Source organism: Chryseobacterium sp. CS3K3.1 (assembly GCF_059515165.1).
Map to the genome: position 1 here is coordinate 86737 of NZ_JCAKRV010000008.1, position 20706 is coordinate 107442.

General features: G+C 38.1%; 13 protein-coding genes and 1 riboswitch. Of the genes, 8 read left to right on the forward strand and 5 right to left on the reverse strand.

Features of this window, described 5'->3' with window-relative positions:
- Nucleotides 1-2 precede the first annotated feature (2 nt).
- The 4 genes from AC5YGI_RS09555 to AC5YGI_RS09570 all read left to right on the forward strand — a co-directional run bounded on the left by AC5YGI_RS09555 (nt 3) and on the right by AC5YGI_RS09570 (nt 3364).
- Nucleotides 3-617, forward strand: a complete 615-nt coding sequence (locus AC5YGI_RS09555; RefSeq protein WP_496168083.1) for a thiamine phosphate synthase — start codon at nt 3-5, stop codon at nt 615-617.
- Nucleotides 614-1390, forward strand: coding sequence for a thiazole synthase (locus AC5YGI_RS09560; protein ID WP_227942639.1), 777 nt, complete (start codon nt 614-616; stop codon nt 1388-1390). Before AC5YGI_RS09555 ends, AC5YGI_RS09560 begins: the two co-directional genes overlap by 4 nt.
- Nucleotides 1391-1398: 8 nt before the next feature.
- Complete coding sequence (gene thiH, locus AC5YGI_RS09565; RefSeq protein WP_496168084.1) at nt 1399-2517, forward strand: 2-iminoacetate synthase ThiH; 1119 nt, start codon at nt 1399-1401, stop codon at nt 2515-2517.
- 130 nt (nt 2518-2647) lie between these two features.
- Nucleotides 2648-3364: a HesA/MoeB/ThiF family protein gene (locus tag AC5YGI_RS09570; protein WP_496168086.1), complete on the forward strand. Its 717-nt coding sequence runs from the start codon at nt 2648-2650 to the stop codon at nt 3362-3364.
- Nucleotides 3365-3556: 192 nt separating this feature from the next.
- Here the strand turns inward: AC5YGI_RS09570 and AC5YGI_RS09575 are convergent, their stop codons facing one another.
- The gene (locus AC5YGI_RS09575) at nt 3557-5782 is read right to left on the reverse strand and encodes an outer membrane beta-barrel protein (protein WP_496168088.1); all 2226 of its coding nucleotides are present in this window, start codon (nt 5780-5782) and stop codon (nt 3557-3559) included.
- 118 nt (nt 5783-5900) lie between these two features.
- A riboswitch (SAM-I-IV-variant riboswitch) is annotated at nt 5901-5998 on the forward strand.
- Nucleotides 5999-6295: 297 nt separating this feature from the next.
- On the opposite strand from AC5YGI_RS09575, the gene AC5YGI_RS09580 reads away from it, so the two are divergent.
- Nucleotides 6296-9040: a TonB-dependent receptor plug domain-containing protein gene (locus AC5YGI_RS09580; protein ID WP_496168089.1), complete on the forward strand. Its 2745-nt coding sequence runs from the start codon at nt 6296-6298 to the stop codon at nt 9038-9040.
- A 55-nt stretch (nt 9041-9095) separates the two neighbouring features.
- Here the strand turns inward: AC5YGI_RS09580 and AC5YGI_RS09585 are convergent, their stop codons facing one another.
- Nucleotides 9096-9935, reverse strand: a complete 840-nt coding sequence (locus tag AC5YGI_RS09585; protein ID WP_496168091.1) for a DUF5694 domain-containing protein — start codon at nt 9933-9935, stop codon at nt 9096-9098.
- A gap of 32 nt (nt 9936-9967) precedes the next feature.
- Nucleotides 9968-12091, reverse strand: a complete 2124-nt coding sequence (locus tag AC5YGI_RS09590; protein WP_496168093.1) for a TonB-dependent receptor domain-containing protein — start codon at nt 12089-12091, stop codon at nt 9968-9970.
- Nucleotides 12092-12280: 189 nt separating this feature from the next.
- Here AC5YGI_RS09590 and AC5YGI_RS09595 point away from each other — a divergent pair, with 189 nt between their 5' ends.
- Together AC5YGI_RS09595 and AC5YGI_RS09600 are read left to right on the forward strand one after the other, a co-directional pair.
- Nucleotides 12281-13300: a sensor histidine kinase gene (locus tag AC5YGI_RS09595; RefSeq protein ID WP_496168095.1), complete on the forward strand. Its 1020-nt coding sequence runs from the start codon at nt 12281-12283 to the stop codon at nt 13298-13300.
- Nucleotides 13293-13967 (forward strand): LytR/AlgR family response regulator transcription factor, encoded by a 675-nt coding sequence (locus AC5YGI_RS09600; protein WP_330744254.1) that lies wholly within the window; start codon nt 13293-13295, stop codon nt 13965-13967. Before AC5YGI_RS09595 ends, AC5YGI_RS09600 begins: the two co-directional genes overlap by 8 nt.
- A gap of 154 nt (nt 13968-14121) precedes the next feature.
- Here AC5YGI_RS09600 and AC5YGI_RS09605 read toward each other — a convergent pair whose 3' ends face one another.
- Both AC5YGI_RS09605 and AC5YGI_RS09610 read right to left on the reverse strand, forming a co-directional pair.
- Nucleotides 14122-16389 carry an aconitate hydratase gene (locus tag AC5YGI_RS09605; RefSeq protein WP_110009967.1) on the reverse strand — a complete coding sequence of 756 codons (2268 nt, stop codon included), beginning with the start codon at nt 16387-16389 and terminating at the stop codon, nt 14122-14124.
- 316 nt (nt 16390-16705) lie between these two features.
- Complete coding sequence (locus tag AC5YGI_RS09610) at nt 16706-19489, reverse strand: bifunctional aconitate hydratase 2/2-methylisocitrate dehydratase (protein ID WP_496168097.1); 2784 nt, start codon at nt 19487-19489, stop codon at nt 16706-16708.
- Between the two features lie 287 nt (nt 19490-19776).
- On the opposite strand from AC5YGI_RS09610, the gene AC5YGI_RS09615 reads away from it, so the two are divergent.
- Entirely contained in the window at nt 19777-20547 is a 771-nt protein-coding gene (locus AC5YGI_RS09615) for a WG repeat-containing protein (RefSeq protein ID WP_446107308.1), read from the forward strand.
- The last annotated feature ends 159 nt before the right edge of the window (nt 20548-20706 follow it).

A 20706-nucleotide genomic window follows, 5' to 3' on the forward strand; every position in this document is an offset into this window, starting at 1 on the left:
ACATGGAAAAATTACAATACATATCACAGGGAAATACAATACAGGAACAGGAAAAGCATATCCGTAACGCTTTGGATAATGGAATCAAATGGGTACAGGTTCGATGGAAAAATGCGCCTGAAAACGAATTAACCGACCTTTGTGAAATTTCAAAACAACTTTGCTCTGCATATCAGTCGGTTTGTATCATCAATGACCATGTACAGATCGCTAGAGAAGTAGATGCTGACGGAGTACATTTAGGATTGGATGACTGTTCTGTCGATGAAGCAAGACTGATTCTGGGGGAAAACAAAATTATTGGCGGAACAGCCAATACCTTTTCGGATGTCATTCAGAGAATCAATGAATCCTGCGACTATATCGGTTTGGGACCATTGAGGTTTACGACAACTAAAGAAAAACTAAGTCCTGTCCTTGGGTATGAAGGATATCAGAAAATCATAGATGGATTAAGAGAGCAATCCATTGATATACCTAAAATATTTGCCATTGGGAGCGTTAATCCTGAAGATATTTTACCGCTACAGGAAATCGGGATTTACGGTGTTGCTGTTTCCGGGATTATTACCAGGCAGCCCGCTATTATTAACGAATTAAAAAAAGTAATGATATGAACAATCAGAAATTAGAAATAGCAGGAAGAATTTTTGAATCAAGACTGTTTTTAGGAACAGGAAAATTCGGAAGTATGAGAGATATGGCACAATCTGTCATGGCATCTGAAACCAATATGGTGACAATGGCGCTGAAAAGGATTGATGCCCAATCCAATGAAGATGATCTGCTTGATTCATTAAAAGAAACCCATGTTCATCTTCTTCCTAATACTTCCGGAGCCAGAACTGCCAAAGAAGCCGTATTGGCAGCTCAATTAGCCAGAGAAGCACTGGAAACCAACTGGGTAAAACTGGAAATTCATCCCGATCCGAAATATTTACTGCCGGACCCCATTGAAACCTTATATGCCACTGAAGAACTGGCGAAATTAGGATTTGTTGTCATGCCTTACATTCATGCCGATCCGGTTCTGTGCAAAAGACTTGAAGACGCCGGAACCGCAGTGGTAATGCCATTGGGAGCGCCTATTGGAACGAATAAAGGACTAAAAACACAGGATTTTCTTGAAATAATCATCAGCCAGAGCAACGTTCCTGTAGTGGTAGATGCTGGAATCGGGGCACCTTCAGATGCCGCAAAAGCAATGGAAATGGGAGCAGATGCCGTTTTGGTGAATACTGCCATTGCTGTAGCCAGAAATCCTTTGAATATGGCTGTTGCTTTCAAAGAAGGTGTCATTGCCGGAAGAAGAGCTTTTGAATCAGGGTTGGGAGCCATTTCCAGCCATGCTGAAGCTTCAAGTCCGCTGACTTCATTTTTATTTGAATAATCAGGATTATGAAAAGCTTTAAAGAGGTTTTTGAAAACTACCAGTGGGATGAGGTAAAGAATAAGCTTGAAAATGTAAGTCTTGCCGATGTAAGATACAGTCTTCAGAAGAAAAACAAAACGATTGATGATTTTCTTAATCTTCTGTCGCCAGCCGCTTCTCAGGAGCTCGAAATGATGGCTGTGATGACGAGGACACTTACCCAGAAACGTTTCGGAAAAACCATTCAGTTGTATGCACCGCTGTATCTCAGCAATGAATGCCAGAATATCTGTACCTACTGCGGATTCAGTCTTGATAACAATCTGAAAAGGAAGACCCTTTCTGATACGGAGCTGATGATTGAAGCATCAGTTCTGAAATCAATGGGAGTGAATCATGTATTACTGGTAAGCGGTGAAGCCAATAAAATAGTAGGAGTTCCTTACTTTCAGAATGCTGTCCGTAAGCTTAAGCCTCATTTTTCCAATATTTCCATCGAAGTTCAGCCTTTAATGGAAGATGAATACAAACTGCTTCATGATGAAGGGGTACATTCCGTATTGGTCTATCAGGAAACCTATCATCAGGATGTTTACAGGGAGTACCATCCGAAAGGTAAAAAATCAAATTTCCATTTTCGTCTGGAAACTCCCGACAGGATAGGAAAAGCAGGAATTCATAAGATCGGATTGGGAGTTCTGCTTGGGCTTGAAGATTGGAGAGTAGACAGCTTTTTCAATGCCTTACACATCGATTATCTTCAAAAACAGTACTGGAAAAGTAAATTTTCTGTTTCCTTTCCAAGGCTCAGACCTGCCGAAGGAATTATTGAACCCAATTTTATCATGGAAGATAAAGATCTTCTTCAGCTGATCTGTGCTTACAGAATCTGGAATGAAGACCTTGAGATTTCCATATCTACCAGAGAAAATGAAGTGTTCAGAAACAATATTGTCTCTCTGGGAGCAACTGCTATGAGTGGGGGTTCAAAAACAAATCCTGGTGGTTATGTAGTGGATAAAGAATCTTTAGAACAGTTTGAAACCAGCGACGAACGAAGTATGGAAGAGATTAAAACAATGATCAAAAAAGCAGGCTATGATCCTGTAATGAAAGACTGGGACTCTGTTTACAGTGGATTTTAAAATTTTAAAACCATTAAGGATTTTGAAGAGATGAAGTTGAATTAAGAAAAATCTAAGATTTTTAAGACAGCTTTTTCAAGCGAAGCTCAACTTAACTATTCTTAAAAGCTTAAAGAATCTTAATGGTTCAATGATAATTATGAAAGAAGATTATTTTTCACGGTACAGCCGGCAGATATTTATTGATGAGATTGGATTGGAAGGACAAAAGAAAATAAGGTCATCTAAAGTTCTTGTCATCGGGGCAGGAGGTTTGGGAAGTCCTGTTATTCAATATCTGGCCGCAGCAGGAGTAGGAACTTTAGGTGTTGCAGATTTTGATGAGGTTGAACTTCATAATCTGAACCGGCAGATCGTCCATACCGAAAACAGAGTGGGATTATCCAAAGTGAAAAGCGCTGAAACCTTTGTAAAAGAACTCAATCATCAGGTTACATTCATAGGAATTGAAGGAAAAATTAATAAAGATAATGCTGAGGAAATCCTTGCTCAATATGATATTATTATTGATGGTTCAGACAATTTTTCAACGAGATACCTGGTGAATGATACCTGCGTAAAACTTAATAAAACTCTGGTTTACGGAAGTATCTTAGGATTTTCAGGCCAAGTTGCTGTGTTTAATCATAACGGAAGTAAAAACTTAAGAGATATTTTCCCGGAACCGCCCTTTGATGAAGATCTTCCGGATTGTGACAGCCTTGGTGTATTGGGTGCCCTCCCCGGAATGATAGGAAGTATGATGGCACTTCAGACCCTGAAAATTATTACTGATCTTCCGGTAAGCTTGAATCAGCTGACATTGGTAGACGCGCTGAACTGGAGATTTCAGACGGTAGATTTCTGATGTAAATGTAAACACTAATATCACAAATGTTTTCATAAATAACACCATTTTATCAGCAATACATATCAATAGGAAAGGGCTTTAGCCCGTTTTACTTTTATAAAACCATCCATTGGCTTTAGCCAAAACTTACCTGCAAAAAAATAGGCGGTAATTATTTACCGCCTATTTTTATTTTATTACAAAGAAGGATTATTGTGCCTGCTGCATTACGCCTCCGGTATCTTCTTTTTTGGTCTGATTTAAAATATTCGGATCTTCTTTCGCCAATTTATTTCTCGTCGGAATTTTATAATTGATGGAAAGTCCGAAATTTCTTGTGTCGTATTTGCTGTAGATCATCACCGGATTTCCTGATGGCGGATTAGAACGTACCTGCATCACCTGTCCGTTGAAAATATCGTTTGCAAAAACAGAAAGTGTCAGACGGTTGTTCATAAACTTCTTCGTCAATGTAATATCAAACGAGTTGTTGAATGGTTTTTCTGCCGTGAAGTAGAAATATCCTGCCTTTGGAGTCAGATAGCTGTAATTGGCTGTCAGTTTGATGTCTTTAGGCAAAATAATCTGAGTCATGATATTGAAAATCCAGAACCCTTTATTGTTCAGATTATCAATTTCATGCTTTTGATATCCTGCATATAAGTACATGAAGTTAATTTTATCCGGATTGAAATTAAATTTCATGATTTCACTCAAAGGCTTACTGAAAATCATAAAAGGAACCGGTAGCCCCACATTGAAATTGTGAATTTTCATATTTGAAATATTCACCTGCTCATTGAAGAGTTTTCTTCCGTCTTTTCGGATGATCTGTGCTACCTGATTGCTTGCCGAGCTTACGCTATACCCGATAAACGCATAATCAAAAGCTGATATTTTCAATTCATAATTATCAAAAATAGTAGGCTGTAGATTCGGGTTACCATTTACTTCTGTACTAGGTCCCGAGAATGTTACGTTATTCGGGTTCAGGGCAGAAATACTAGGCAGACTGATTTTCCTGTTGTAATTTGCGGCAATATAAACCTGATTCATCATGTTATACTGTACACTTGCGTTCGGGAAAAATTTAAATTTATTGAAGGGAATTAAATTAGCCTCTACCAGTTTTGCATCTTTATCAAAATATCTTGTTACCCCGGAAATATCATAATTTTCAGCACGGGATCCCAACGTGAAATCAAACTTTTTCAGTTTAGCCTGAAATTCTAAATACGTTGAAGCAGTCTGTCTCTGATATTCAAGATTGGTCAGTCTAAAACTTTCTGTATCATAATCCTGTCTTTCATATAATCCTCCAAAACTTACTTTCCCACCATCAAGAAGCTTGATCGGCTGTGCGTAATCTACTTTGAAGTTGGCAATATTCATCACAGATTTATTATTCAGAATATCTTTTAATCCATTGGTAGGGCTATCAAGAGGCTCATTGGGATAAGCTACAAACGTCCCATCCTGAAAGTAATTATCCTGAGAAAATTTGCTGTCTGATCTTGTATACCCAAACTGGAAATCCAGTTTTTGAGATTTGTCAGCAAAACGTTTCTGATAGGTTACAACCGCTTCCTGTCTCAAATTATTGGTATGGGCAACGTCAGAAGAAGTATAAAAAGCTTCTTTTAAATCCTTCGGATTTCTCTTGAACGGTAAATCTCCATGCCCGTCACTTAAAGTATAGTTGTCATTATTATTGTGATAAATATCATAGTTCAATAATAACCTGTCCTGCCCTAAATCAAAAGTCAATCCGGATTTTGCAAAATATCCACGTGCATATCTATCGGTATGACTGCTCAAAAGCTCATCCTGCTGGCCATTCAGCATACTTTCACGGTAATTCTGCCCAACATTCAGCTGCCACCCGAAGTATTTATTTCTGGCATTTAAGTTAACAGAGTTAGTCGTTCTGCTTCTGTATTTGTCATAATTTGTGAAAGAATAATTTCCAGAATAGGTAGCGGTTAAATATTTATTAGCGTTTTTGTTGGTGATAATATTCATAATCGCACCTCCGGAAGTTGCCGGAAACTCAGCACCTGGCTGGGTGATCACTTCAATTCTCTCTACGGAATTGGCGGGCATCCCTTCCAGGAAGGAGTTTAATTCATTGGAAGTGATGTTCAGAGGTCTTCCGTTAAGATATACTTCCAGCATTTTTCCCTGATACATCATCCCGGCAATATCGGTAGATACAAGTCCCGGAAGTTTTTTAATTCCTTCCAGGACGTTTCCGTTATTCAGCTGAGGCTGCTCAGAAAAGTCAAAAATAGTACGGTCTGCTTTTTGTTCAACGGCTTTTTTAGTTTTGGTAATGACTACGCCTTCAATTTGCTTTTCCTGAGGTTTATTACTTTTTTCCTGAGAAAAAATAAGAACGGAGCTTAATAAGGATAAAGCGAAAATTGTTTTTTTCATAATGTTTTTACTGTTATCCGGTTAGACGCTGAAAAAGATAATTTGTTACGCTAAAATGTTGAAAATCGAAAATTTAGGCTAAATTTTTTTTATTTCGGAAATAATTATATCTTTGCCGGGTAATTATCAAGAATCTCTAGATGGGATAGCAACCTGCAAAAACAAGCAAGGTGCTGCAATCGATAAGCCGGATCTTCCGGAAAAAATGTTTATCATTCTGTCATTACTCCCATCTTGAATTTTTGTTTTAAAAGTTAAAATCAAATGTTTAAAGACAAGGGAAATCACATTCCATCAGTAATTTTTTATTCTTCAGATCATGAAGTGAGCCTTCATTACTCTGATATGTTCTCATGCCATTTCTACATGCGCATGTGTTGTTGTTTCTAGCCTTTTCTATTTCTAAAAAATAATACAAACATTTCGAATTCTATGGTAACCTTACAATTTAGGGCTACAGGATCTGTATTGCTTAAAAAACAAATTTCATCAACAAAAAAGTACACAACAAACATGCATAATTTCAAAAAAAGAATTTTTATTCCTTCTATCGTGCTTATTTCTTCATTTTATTACGCACAGACGGACACTTTACAATCAAAGAAAATAGATGATGTGGTTATCCTTGGATCAAGGGGTTCCGGAAGATCTTTGACGGATACTCCTGTTCCGGTGGATATCATTAATATATCTAAAATTTTAAAACAGAGCCCGACGAATAATATCAGCCAGGCTTTAAACTATATCGTACCCTCATTTTCATCCACATCACATACTGTAAATGACGGAACTGATTTTGTGGATCCGGCACTGTTGAGAGGGTTAGGACCGGATCAGGTTTTGGTATTACTCAACGGAAAAAGAAGATATCAGTCTTCACTGATTAATGTTACCCTTACACCGGGAAGAGGTTCTGTGGGAACCGATCTTAATGCAATTCCAGCTTTTGCATTGGAAAAAATAGAGGTTTTAAGGGATGGAGCTGCTGCCCAGTATGGCTCTGATGCGATTGCGGGAGTGATAAACCTCGGACTGAAAAAAAGGCTGGGACTTTCCGGACAGGTATTTTTAGGTGGATATGCCTCACCAGTTGCCAACAATTTCTCCGGAGGGGTAGACGGACAGACTGTTTCTGTAGACCTTAATTATGGAGCTAAAATAGGAAAATCAGGATTTTTTAACATTACAGGTTCTGCGCAATACCGTGATCCTTATTCCAGAGCCGGAGTGAGGGAAGGAGATATTTTCAACGCCTATAATGCGATTAATTACCGGGCATTACAGGATGGAGTGAATATTGACGGGCTCTATAAAAATATTACCAATACTTCCAATACTCAGCAAATCATCAATACCATTAAGCAGTATGCGACTAAGGTTGGATATTTTGCGCCTGATTTCCAATCTCAGATTTCCGGGGCAAACAGCATTTCTGAGCTTCAAAAAATATTGGGCAGAGATTTTACCTCTGAGGAGCTTAATTACAGAGGATTGGAGAGAAAAGACTTCAGTTTGAGAGCCGGACAGTCTAAGCTACAGTCCGGACAGCTCTTCTTCAACTCTGAAATTCCTGTGAATGATGAATGGAAGGTTTATTCATTTGGTGGCTACAGTTACCGCCTTGGAAATGCAGGAGGATTTTACAGGCTTCCGAACAATGAAAGGAATATTAATGCAGTTACTCCCAACGGATATCTGCCTCAGATTGAAGCCACTGTAAATGATTATTCCCTTGCTGCCGGGATTAAAGGAAAATGGGAGGGCTGGAATGTGGATTTCAGTAATACACTCGGGAAAAATGTGTTCGGTTTTGGTGTTGTCAATACTTTTAATGCATCACTTACAGATGGTTCTCCAAGAACTTTTGATGCGGGAGGATCTGAATTCTCACAAAATACTGTCAACCTGGATTTCTCCAAAAAATATGATGTCCTGAAAGGATTGAACATTGCGTTTGGTGGTGAATACCGGCATGAAAATTATAAAGTAAATGCAGGAAAGGAAAACTCTTATGCTTCTTACGATATCTATGGCCGGGTAGTAACGGCAAAAACCCCTGAAAATGAAAAAGTAACCGATTTTTTTGGAAGTGTAAGACCTGCAGGAGCTCAGGTTTTCCCCGGCTTCAGTCCTGAAAATGCTGTTTCCGGAAACAGAAACAGTATTGCAGCTTATGCTGATGCAGAACTGGAAATTACGGACAGATGGTTATTGGAAGGAGCTGTACGGTATGAGAATTATTCAGATTTCGGATCTACATTCAATTATAAGGTGGCAACCAATGTAAAACTGGCTTCCAATCTCAACTGGAGAGGAGCTGTTTCTACGGGGTTCAGAGCACCTTCATTGGCACAAATCTATTACAGTTCTACTTCTACGCTGATTCAGCAGGGGAAGACAACGCAGGTAGGTACTTTCAGAAATAATTCTGAGGCTGCACAGGCATTGGGTATTCCAAAATTAAAGCAGGAAACTTCGCAATCCTACAGTACAGGAATTACCTGGAAGATTCCGGCATTAAGCCTTACTTTCACAGCAGATGCTTATTTAATCAAGATCAAAGACAGAGTCGTACTAACCGATCTCTTCTATCGCCCTGATGGTAATTTTACTCCCGGCTCGGATCAGGCCGTTTTACAGGATGCTTTTGATCTTGCAAGAGCCAGCGCTGCCAACTTTTTTGCTAATGCAGTAGATTCTCAGACAAAAGGGTTGGATATTACTATTTCCCAGAACTCAAAAATCTCATCAGGAATTTCCCTGGAGAATAATCTGGGAATCAATTTTAATCAGACTAAAAGAATAGGGGATATCCACGCATCTCCTAAATTGGTAAGTCAAATCAATAATTATTTCTCAGAACCGAACAGAATCTATTTTGAAGAAGCTGTACCCCGTGTAAAAGCTACATTGGGCAATACGGTAAGAGTTTCCTGCTTTACTTTCGTACTGCGTAATTCTTTCTTTGGTAAAGTGACCGATGCAGATGTTGTGGATGCTAACTTTGATGGAGTAACAGGAAGTACAGAGCATTTCGTCCTTAACCGCCGCGTGATAACAGACCTATCAGTAGGCTATAATTTTAATAAAAATATTTCAGCAACAGTAGGAAGTAATAATATCTTTAATATTTTGCCTTCTAAAAGCCCTGCTATAAGCTCGTTAACGGCTGATAACCAGTTTGTGTATTCCAGACAGGTTTCCCAGTACGGTATAGGCGGAAGGTTCTTGTTCGCAAGAATTGAATTCAGCTTCTAATATAAAGACCGAAGTTTTGATAAAAAAGACAGAGACTGAACCTCTGTCTTTTTATTTATTTCAGGGAAGAAAATTCAATGAATTCATATTCTGCGGAAGAGGTAAAAAGCTGTCTTAATACCGCCGCATGTCCATTTCCTGCAATCACAAGAATTCTGTCTTCACCGTTGTGAGGAATGTTTTGAATATTGCGGAACATTCTGAGGTTTCTGCTGTACCAGTAAAGTGCCAGCATATCCGCGCCGTCATATTCTCTTAGTTTAAAGTCACCACTAAGATAGGCCCCGTATCCGTACTGATGGCTTTCTTTGGAATTAATATAAGTAATAGTATCCAGAAGAGATTTGAAATTTTTAGGTTCAGAACTCTTATAGAAGGCCGTAAACTGTTGGGAGATCGGGTCATCACTTCTGAAATCATAATCTTTGCTGAGGTTCTTAAAAAATGCAGAATCAGTTTTCCCAAAATGTTTTTCAAGGTCATCCAGAATAGATTCTGCGTCAATGCTGAACAATTCAGTTATTTTGAGCTCACTGGCTATTCTCATAGCGAGTTGATAACGCTCATCTCTTTTGTCACGGTGTTTGCCTTCGCTGTATTCCTTCAGCTTTTGATTGGCGTTCCAGCCCGGCCAGGCCTCAATTGCAATCTTTGTCGGCTTAAATCTTTTGATATATTCTACCAGTTCTGTAACCTCTTTTGCTGTTTTAGGAGAAAGTACATCTACCTGATCTTCCTTATTGGTTTTATGGGCATCCAGGTTAGGATAATCAAAATGAAAGGAGCCTACCACCAAAACTTTCGTCTTTGGATTTTTAAAATAATCTGAAGGCTTTTTTTGAGCGAATACTGATGTAGAAAGGCATACAAGAAAAATATAAAAAAAGGTTTTCATGAGTTTATTTTTTTTAAATTACTGTTAAATTATTATTGTGCACGGTTTTTCTCTTCGAAATTCACCGCTCTGTTATTGGATCTGATTTTCTGGTTCCCCAAATTATAGGTAACGCTGAGTGTCATTCGTCGGGCATCCCAATAGTTGTTGAATGACTGTGTATTATCTGTAAAATACATATCTCCCTTATATCCGGACTGTTTAAAAATATCACTCACCGAAAGGTTAACCTGGAGTGCTTTTTCCACAAAGCTCATCTTGATTCCGGCGTCAAAACTTGCTCTGTTTCTTACAGCGGTGTATCCGTCACGGGAAGGAAGATTATGCCAGTAGTTGACAAATAGCATTAACGTTTTAGCCTTATTGAGCTGGAATGTATTATTGACGGAATAATAAAACGACTGTCCGTTTTTAGGAACCAGATTGAACCTTGTAATCTGAGTCTCATTATAACTGAACGAAGTCGAAATATTGCTTTCCCAGATTTTAAAGAAAGTATCTGTGTAATTCAGATTGATACCATAATTATCCTGATTATAGTAATTCTCAAACGTGCTAACGAGGTTAATTCCGGTCAGGAATGTAATCTGATCAAAATTATTTATTGTTCTCTGATAATAAAGATTGGCCGAAAATTTACTTTTAAACATATAGTTAAGTTCTATATTATGGTTAAAAGAAGGCTGCAGGCCCGGATTTCCTGAATAATACGTGTTTGGATTGGAATACCATCGGAACGGATCCAAAGCCCGGAAATAAGGACGGTTGATTCTTCGGGAATAATTAATGCTGAACTGATTATCCTGATTGGCTTTATAAGAAAGATAAGCCGTAGGGAAGAATTTACCGTAATTATTCTCAGATTTTGCCTGTGTGGAAGGAGAGAAACCGCTGGATTGTGAATATTCATAACGAAGTCCTGCTTTCACAGACCATTTTTCGCCAAGATCTTTACTGGCACTGATATAAGCGGCATAATTTTTTTCATTATAATCAAAAAGATTACTTTTTGCAGGGTCTATGGTGTAATTTCCATTGATTAAATTAAAATATCCGATGTCCGAATTATTGGAAAACTGACTGTATTTTGCTCCGGTTTCCAACTGTATTTTTTTGAAATTTAAAGATAAATCTGCCTGCCCCGAATAAATCTTATAATCTACTGAAGAAAGATTTTTTACGACCTGTGTTGAGTTGTTAGCTACATTTCTTGTGGTAAAATTTACCTCTGTATCGGGCAGATTTCCATAATAATTAGCACCTATGCTGAGCTTATGTTCCTCAAATTTCTGATCAAAATATACATTAAGCATCTGTGAAGTAAATGAAGAACGGTGCTCTGAATCTGTGTCTGTTTGCAAAGTAGGAGTGGTCCCGGTAAAGTAATTTTGTTTTGAATTGATATCCATATTGGAATGTCCTCTCGAAATATCATATACCAGTCCGATATTGGAATTTTTAGAAAGGGAATAATCAAAACTGGCGTTTAATCCTACTCCGTCATTCATATCCCGTCTTTCATCCCTGCTTACAGAAGAGCTTTGCCCGGTAATTTTATAATTTTCCACTGATCTTTTATCTCCGTCATAACCCTGAAGCTTGATAGATGCTTTCATTTTTTCATTCTGATAGTTTACTCCTGCTACTGTGCTGAATGCTGCATAAGTCTTTTGGGTATAATTCGTGGTCAGGTAGCCGCTCCATCCGGGATTCTGATTTTTTTTAAGAACAATATTGATTATCCCGCTGTTTCCCTGAGCTTCGTATTTGGCAGGAGGAGTGGTGATTACTTCAACTTTCAATATGTTTTCCGAACGAAGGTTTCGAAGATAGTTAATCAACTCAGATCCGGAAAGATTCAGCATCCGGTCATTAACCATCACAGCAACGCCATTTTTTCCGGCAATGGACAGCAGTCCTTTATTTTCATCAACCTGCAGTAAAGGTGTTCCTGCCAAAACTTCAGTTCCCGAACTACCCTGTGAAAGCATAGAATTCTGGACATTGTAAACAAGACGGTCCACTTTACGCTCCACCATAACTTTTTTACCGTTCACCGTAACTGCTTCTATTTTGTTGATGTTGGCAGTGTCTTTGGTTTGTGCTGCCGAAAAAGAACAAATCAGGGTGGCTATAAATACAATGTGTTTTTCCATATTATAAATGACAGATTGAATGATATTTATATTACATTTCTCTGACAAAAGTACCGGAAGAGGTTCAATGAGAAAACAGCATTTAGATGAAGAAGACAATTATTCATGTCAAAAAAGTTTCGTCGGAAAAAAACAGGTTTTTGTCGAAAACAATTAACGAATTATGCCTTTAGAGATTTATATTTGATTATGAATAAAAAGCAAATTATCTGGCTTCAAATTATTTACTGGAGCTTCAATTTCATAGGAACTGTCATTACTCCTAATTTTTTTGTTCCGGAAACTAACCGTCGGGAACTACACATTCTGAGGGTTACTTTTTTTATTGTGAAAATTGTGACATTTTATATATCCTATTTCTTTATTTTCCCAAAAGTTTTTAAACTTGAGAAACTGTATTCGGCAGTTTTTGTTTTTATGCTGACCCTGTTATGTTTTGCAGGAATGAGATATGCTTTGGAAGAAATTATTCTGCCTTCTACTCTTGGCTTTCGCAATTATGATGAAAATACAGGACTTCTCTACTATCTTTTTGATAATATATATAATAGCTCTCTGACTACTTTCATTGCCGGGATTCTATGGATTCTGGAGAAATATGGAGTGGCTGAAAATGATAAAAAGCAGCTTCTGATCGAAAAGAAACAGGCTGAACTTCAGGCTCTGAAAACCCAGATCAATCCTCATTTTATTTTTAATTCATTAAATAATATCTACTCGCTGGTTTATCAGAAATCGGATAAGGCGCTTCCGGCTATTGAAGAACTGGGGCAGCTGCTGAGGTACAGCACGAAAGACCTTGAAAAAGATTCCATTTCGCTTGATAAAGAAATCGGATATATTGATAGTCTTATTGCACTGGAGAAACTCAGGATCAGAAATCCCGAACTGTTAATCATAGAGAAAAATATTCAGCATCCTCACCTTAAAATTTCTCCGATGCTGTTGGTTCCTTTCGTGGAAAATGCCTTTAAACATGGGGATTTCCGTGATAAAGGTTTTGAAATGAAAATCTCAGATCATCATAAAGTTCTGCATTTTTATCTTTTAAATTTTAAAACACAGAAAATAAAAGATACTGTTTCAGGAATAGGAATTCAAAATGTGAAAAAAAGACTGGAAATTCTGTATCCCAAACACCAGCTTGAGATCAAAGATTCGGAAACGGAATTTATTGTAGATTTAAAAATTGATTTAAGGGATGAATAAGTTAAAATGCATTATCGTGGATGATGAGCCGCTGGCCATCTCACTTCTTGAACATTATGTGGAAAAAATTCCTTTTCTTGAACTGGTTTTTTCCACAGAAAATCCGATTCACGCCCTTGAATACCTTCAGAAAAATGATTCAGATCTTATCTTTCTCGATATTCAGATGCCGGAGCTTACGGGAATCAATTTTATGAAAATTGTAGGAACCCATCAGAAATATATTTTAACAACAGCCTATTCTGAATATGCACTGGAAGGCTATGAGCATAATGTCGTGGATTACCTTCTGAAACCTGTTTCTTTTGAAAGATTTCAAAAAAGTGTTTTAAAGGCTCAGGAGCGTTTTTCTTTTCAGGAAGAAAATACCCATTTCTTTGTGAAGTCATCGGGACAAAAACATCGCATAGGCTTTCACGAGATTCTTTACGTTGAAAGTATCAAGGACTATATTAATATCCGGACGGAAAATGATGAGTTTATCGTTCTGGATACTCTTAAATCAATGGAAAGCCAGCTTCCTGAAAAATTTGTAAGAATTCATAAATCTTTCATTGTCAATCTGGATAAAGTGAAAAGTATTGGGGCTAAAAAAGTGATTCTTTCTGAATATGAGATTCCTATTGGAGAAAGCTATAGAGCAGGTCTTCTTGATAGAATATCATAATATACATATGAGAGCCAAACCTTACAGGTTTTTAAAACCTGTAAGGTTTGAAATATATACCACGAAGTTCAGCAAAGGAAAATTTAAAGACATTTAAAATAAAAAGACGGCTTCATTTGAAGCCGTCTTATATTAATTAATCTAACAATTAATCTTATTTTTCCTGTTGTTTGATCAGGTTCAGAGCAGAACCTGCCTTAAACCAATCAATTTGCTGATCGTTATAAGTGTGGTTTGCCATGATGATATCTTTAGTTCCGTCAGTATGAATGAACTCTAAAGTAAGTTGTTTTCCCGGAGCGAACTGATCAAGATCTAAGAAATTAACAACATCGTCTTCAAGAATCTTGTCATAGTCTGCCTCATTAGCGAAAGTAATTCCAAGCATTCCTTGTTTTTTAAGGTTGGTTTCGTGGATTCTCGCGAATGATTTTACCAATACAGCTTTCACCCCTAAATGTCTTGGTTCCATGGCAGCATGCTCTCTTGAAGAACCTTCACCATAGTTCTGGTCTCCTACAACGATTGTCGGGATACCTGCCGCTTTATAAGCTCTTTGTACAGCCGGAACTTCACCGTATTCACCGGTTAATTCACTTTTAACTTTATTGGTTTCCATGTTGTAAGCATTCACCGCTCCAATCAACATGTTGTTTGAAATATTATCCAGGTGACCTCTGTATTTCAGCCATGGTCCAGCCATAGAAATGTGGTCGGTAGTACATTTTCCGAAAGCTTTGATCAATACTCTTGCTCCTGTAATGTTTTTACCGTCCCATGCCGGAAATTCTTCCAATAACTGAAGTCTGTCTGAAGTTGGGCTTACATTCACAACAACTTTAGAACCGTCCTCTGATGGAGCCTGGTATCCGTTGTCGTCTACGGCAAATCCTTTTGAAGGAAGTTCGAAACCTTTAGGCTCGTTAAGTTTTACCTGTTCACCTGCTTCGTTCGTTAAAGTATCCGTAATCGGGTTGAAATCCAATCTTCCTGAGATTGCTACAGCAGCAACCATTTCAGGAGACGCTACAAATGCGTGGGTGTTCGGGTTACCGTCAGCTCTTTTCGCAAAGTTTCTGTTGAAAGAGTGGATAATAGAGTTTTTCTCTCCTTTTTCCGCACCTTCTCTGTCCCATTGTCCGATACATGGTCCACAGGCATTGGTAAAGATTCTTGCGTTTTCAAATTTTCTGAAAGAATCAAGGAATCCGTCTCTTTCTGCTGTGAATTTTACCTGTTCAGAACCTGGATTGATTCCCAGGATAGCCTTAGGTTTTACTCCTTTTGATACTGCATCTTCTACAATGGAAGCCGCTCTTGACAAATCTTCATAAGAAGAGTTGGTACAAGAACCGATAAGCGCCCATTCCACTTCTAATGGCCATCCGTTAGCTTCAGCTTTAGCTCTGAATTCAGCAACCGGAGTTGCTAAGTCGGGAGTGAAAGGTCCGTTTAAGTGAGGTGTCAGTTCAGAAAGGTTGATTTCTATTAATTGATCGAAATATTGTTCAGGGTTAGCATATACTTCAGCATCCCCCGTTAAGTGTTCAGCAATTTTATCAGCGGCATCTACCACGTCCTGTCTTCCTGTAGCGGAAAGATATCTTCTCATAGAATCATCATATCCGAAAGTAGAAGTGGTAGCCCCGATTTCAGCACCCATGTTACAGATCGTTCCTTTACCCGTTGCGGAAAGAGATTCTGCACCTTCACCGAAATATTCTACAATACATCCTGTACCTCCTTTTACCGTAAGGATCCCTGCTACTTTTAAGATGACATCTTTTGCTGAGGTCCATCCGTTCATTTTACCGGTTAATTTTACTCCGATAAGTTTAGGCATTTTAAGCTCCCAGGCCATTCCTGCCATTACGTCTACCGCATCAGCACCTCCTACACCAATGGCTACCATTCCCAGTCCGCCTGCGTTTACTGTATGCGAGTCGGTACCAATCATCATTCCTCCGGGAAATGCATAGTTTTCCAGGACAACCTGGTGAATAATACCTGCTCCCGGTTTCCAGAATCCGATTCCGTATTTATCACATACAGAGCTTAAGAAGTTGAATACCTCGGAGTTTTTGTTGATCCCTTCCTGTAAGTCTTTATCAGCACCTACTTTAGCCTGGATAAGGTGATCCGCGTGCGCAGTGGAAGGAACCGCTACTTTAGCTTTTCCTGCCTGCATAAACTGTAAAAGTGCCATCTGTGCGGTAGCATCCTGCATCGCTACTCTGTCTGGTGCAAAGTCCACATAAGAGTTTCCTCTTTCATACGCTTGTGTAGCATTTCCTTCCCAAAGGTGGGTGTAAAGGATTTTTTCTGAAAGGGTAAGAGGTTTTCCCACGATTTGTCTTGCTGCTGCAATTCTTTCAGGGTAACGTTCGTACACCTTTTTGATCATATCAATATCAAAAGTCATATCGTATTTTAGTTTTGTTCTTGTTCTTTTAATGCTTCTTTCTCAGATGTTGAAAAAGAAAAATCATTTATCTATGCATCAAAAAACGTTCCTATAATCTATCAACAGGGCATTTTTGCTTCTAAAATCAATAGATTTTATAACTTTCAATTTAAGAAAAATTAGAATTTATTTTCCGGCTTTTATCGAAAAAAAAACGTAATTATCTTAAAATAGAAACGTTCTAAACAAAAAATTGGAAGATTTTAAATCCTTAAGGACTAAAATCTTCCAATAATATAGTTATTCAATAGTCTTGCGACTTATTATCAATCTCTTAGTGAGCACTTGTACTTGTTAATTCTTTAATAGAAGGAACGAAAGTCGTAAGGTCAATTCCCTCAACAGCCGTTTTATACTCATCGATGCTAGGAATTCTTCCGATGATTGCAGAAAGAACAACAACCGGAGTTGAAGCAAGCAGGGATTCTCCTTTTTTACGTTCAGAATCTTCAACTACTCTTCCCTGGAAAAGACGGGTAGAAGTTGCTAAAACAGTATCTCCTTTAGCTGCTTTTTCCTGGTTACCCATACAAAGGTTACATCCCGGGCGCTCAAGGTACATTACGTTTTTGTACTCCGTACGGGCTTCTCCTTTTGGAGCGTTGTCATCAAATTCAAAACCGGAATATTTTTCCAGTAATTCCCAGTCTCCTTCAGCTTTTAATTCATCAATGATATTATATGTAGGAGCAGCCACTACAAGCGGAGCATTGAATTCTACTTTTCCTTGTTGCTTTTCAAGGTTTCTAAGCATTTGAGAAACAATCTTAAGATCCCCTTTGTGAACCATACAGGATCCTACGAAACCAAGGTCTACTTTTTTCTCACCTCCATAGTAGGAAAGGTCTCTGATGGTATCGTGAGTATATCTTTTAGATACATCGTCATTGTTTACATCCGGGTCAGCAATCATTGGCTCAACAATTACATCAAGATCTACAACAACTTCAGCATAATATTTAGCGTTTGCATCAGGAGTCAAAGCAGGTTTTTCACCTGATCTGATTTCTGCAATTCTCTTATTGGCTTTGTCAATTAATCCCTGAAGAACTTTATTGTGATTATCCATTCCCTTGTCGATCATGATCTGGATTCTGCCTTTTGCAATTTCCAGTGATTCGATCAGAGTATTATCTTCAGAAATGTTGATAGAAGCTTTTGCCTTCATTTCAGCAGTCCAGTCTGTAAAGGTAAATGCCTGGTCAGCAGGAAGTGTTCCGATATGAACCTCAATGATTCTACCCTGGAATACGTTTTCTCCTCCAAACTGCTTCAACATCTGAGCCTGCGTTGCATGTACCACATCACGGAAATCCATGTGAGGCTTCATTTCACCTTTGAAAGTTACTTTTACAGATTCAGGGATCGGCATGGATGCTTCACCGGTAGCCAATGCAAGCGCTACAGTTCCTGAGTCAGCTCCAAAAGCCACTCCTTTAGACATTCTGGTGTGAGAGTCACCACCAATAATGATAGCCCACTCGTCTACAGTGATATCGTTAAGAACTTTGTGGATAACGTCAGTCATGGCGTGGTATTCACCTTTCGGGTCACGAGCTGTAATCAAACCAAATTCGTTCATGAATTTCATCAGCTTAGGAATGTTAGCCTGAGCTTTTTTATCCCAAACAGAAGCCGTGTGGCATCCGGACTGGTAAGCACCATCTACGATTGGAGAAATCACAGTTGCTGCCATTGATTCTAATTCCTGAGCGGTCATCAAACCTGTTGTGTCCTGAGATCCAACAATATTGACCTGTACACGAACGTCAGAACCGGCGTGTAATACTTTTCCCGGAGTAGTTCCAACAGCATTTCTGTTGAAAATCTTTTCTACAGCCGTAAGTCCTTGTCCTTCATGAGAAATTTCTTTTGACGGAGCAAAAACTGTTGGTGCTTCAATACCTAAAAGCTGAGCTGCAAAAGTCTGTAGTTTTTTACCAAATACGACTGCATAAGATCCTCCTGCTCTGATGAATTCCATCTTTTGCGGAGTGAAAGATTTGGTAAGATCGATCAGTTCTTTATCGCCGTTATATAATTTCTTTTCTTTTGTATTAATCGTTAAAACAGTTCCTGTTGCTACTGAGTAAGCTTCTTCAAGAACAATGTCACCGTTTTCATTACGAACCAGGTTTCCGTTCTCATCTACTTTCTTTACCCAGTTTTTCAGGTCAATACCAATACCTCCGGTAACGTCTACTGTGGTAAGGAAGATCGGAGAAATACCGTTTGTACCTCCTACAATAGGAGCAATGTTGACGAATGGTACGTATGGGCTTGCCTGTTTTCCTGTCCAAAGAGCAACGTTGTTTACTCCTGACATTCTGGATGATCCTACACCCATTGTTCCTTTTTCAGCAATAAGCATAACGCTTGCATCAGGATGCTTTGCCTGTAAAGCTTTGATTTCTTCCTGAGCTTCAGGAGTAATCATGCATTTACCGTGAAGTTCACGGTCTGATCTTGAGTGAGCTTGGTTACCCGGAGAAAGTAAATCTGTAGAAATATCTCCTTCACCAGCAATATAAGTAACTACTTTGATTTCTTCAGCAACTTCAGGAAGTTTAGTGAAGAATTCAGCTTTTGCGTAGCTTTCAAGGATTTCTTTTGCAATTTCGTTACCGCTGTTGAATGCTTCTTTCAAACGGTTCGTATCTGCTTCATAAAGGAAAACCTGAGTTTTAAGAACGTTGGCAGCTTCTTTAGCAATAGTTGCATCGTTGCCTAAAGCAAGGTCCAGCAGAACCTCAATAGAAGGTCCGCCTTTCATATGAGATAATAATTCAAAGGCAAATGCCGGGGAAATTTCTTCTACTACGGATTCACCCAGAATAATTTCTTTTAAAAATTTTGCTTTTACTCCCGCTGCACTCGTAGTTCCGGGTAGTGTGTTATAAATGAAAAATTTAAGAGAGTCCGATCGGTCAGCATTATCTGAATCTTTAATTTGTGCAATGATTTCGCTTAGTAATTCAGCACCATCAATTGGCTTTGGATGAAGCCCCTGGGTTTTTCTTTCTTCAATCTCTTTGATGTAATCCTTATAAATACTCATAATAGAAGGTCTTTCAAAATTAAAGCTAGGTCAGCTTTTTCTTTACCGGTGTGTATAAATACAATTAATGACATTTTGAGTTCTCGCATTTTGATGCAACATTAACCGAATAAAGTCAGCATAATCCACACTTTTTCAAAAGTTTTTTAAAATTATCAAACATTTCAAAATGTTCCCAAAATTACGAAATTTTACAATTTTATAAGAACGAAATTATTTAGATTCTTTATAAATATGAATTTTATAATATCTATTTTTGGTCGTATTTTTGTAATCAAATGGAGAATATGAAAAATATCCTGAATGTTTTATGTGTTTTTATTTCGATTTTCGTTTTCTCGCAGACCAAATCTGTGAAGAAAATTCCTGTGAAAAAAGGAACAAGAACCACGGTTAAAAAAGCAGCTTCAGCCAGCAAACCTAATGCTGATCTGGTAGTGATCAATAAAGATCTTCCTGTTTTGATTCCTAAGAAAAAAGGAGATCAGTTTGGGTATGTCAATCAGAACGGGAAATTTATTATCCAGCCGGAATATCATATTGCCGTATTCTTTTATGAAGACTGTAATCTTCTGAATTCACCCAATGAAAAAGTGAGAAAATTTGGAACAAAAGATTATGCAACCGTAGAGAAAAATATGATTTCTTACCGTATAGATCAGTCCGGGAAGAGAGTCTATCAGTTCAAAGATACCGATTTTGGAAAATGTAAGTTTGAAGAATATAAACAACAGCTATTCCAGGCGTATATCCTCAATGGTTTTTATGGAATCATTGAAAAATCAAAATTTGTAAATGCGGCCGACTACAGACAGTATCAGATCTATCCACAATATCAGTATCTTTTTATTCTTGAGGGGGATGATGTTGCGAATCCGATGATTGTTGCCTCCAATAATGATAAATTCGGAATTATTGATGTTAACAATAATGTGATTATTCCGTTTGAATATTCCAATATTAAAAGAAATTTCAGCTGGAAACTGGGTAAAATGTTTGAGGTGACAAAAGACGGCTCAAATTACTATTATATCGATGCCAACAACAAAACTTACTAGAGAATGATAAATGATAAATGATTCATTTGATAACTCCTATTTTTCGTAGTATTTTTCCATTACGTAACCCGCAACCTAACACCCCGCATCTCGCACCTCGCAACCCACTATCCCGCATTTCGAAACCCGAATTCCAATTCATATATTTTTTGTAATTTT

Coding starts and splice junctions, on each gene's coding strand:
- AC5YGI_RS09555 (WP_496168083.1), top strand. CDS start 3: ATGGAAAAATTACAATACATATCACAGGGAAATACAATACAGGAACAG.
- AC5YGI_RS09560 (WP_227942639.1), top strand. CDS start 614: ATGAACAATCAGAAATTAGAAATAGCAGGAAGAATTTTTGAATCAAGA.
- thiH (WP_496168084.1), top strand. CDS start 1,399: ATGAAAAGCTTTAAAGAGGTTTTTGAAAACTACCAGTGGGATGAGGTA.
- AC5YGI_RS09570 (WP_496168086.1), top strand. CDS start 2,648: ATGATAATTATGAAAGAAGATTATTTTTCACGGTACAGCCGGCAGATA.
- AC5YGI_RS09575 (WP_496168088.1), bottom strand. CDS start 5,782: ATGAAAAAAACAATTTTCGCTTTATCCTTATTAAGCTCCGTTCTTATT.
- AC5YGI_RS09580 (WP_496168089.1), top strand. CDS start 6,296: ATGCATAATTTCAAAAAAAGAATTTTTATTCCTTCTATCGTGCTTATT.
- AC5YGI_RS09585 (WP_496168091.1), bottom strand. CDS start 9,935: ATGAAAACCTTTTTTTATATTTTTCTTGTATGCCTTTCTACATCAGTA.
- AC5YGI_RS09590 (WP_496168093.1), bottom strand. CDS start 12,091: ATGGAAAAACACATTGTATTTATAGCCACCCTGATTTGTTCTTTTTCG.
- AC5YGI_RS09595 (WP_496168095.1), top strand. CDS start 12,281: ATGAATAAAAAGCAAATTATCTGGCTTCAAATTATTTACTGGAGCTTC.
- AC5YGI_RS09600 (WP_330744254.1), top strand. CDS start 13,293: ATGAATAAGTTAAAATGCATTATCGTGGATGATGAGCCGCTGGCCATC.
- AC5YGI_RS09605 (WP_110009967.1), bottom strand. CDS start 16,389: ATGACTTTTGATATTGATATGATCAAAAAGGTGTACGAACGTTACCCT.
- AC5YGI_RS09610 (WP_496168097.1), bottom strand. CDS start 19,489: ATGAGTATTTATAAGGATTACATCAAAGAGATTGAAGAAAGAAAAACC.
- AC5YGI_RS09615 (WP_446107308.1), top strand. CDS start 19,777: ATGAAAAATATCCTGAATGTTTTATGTGTTTTTATTTCGATTTTCGTT.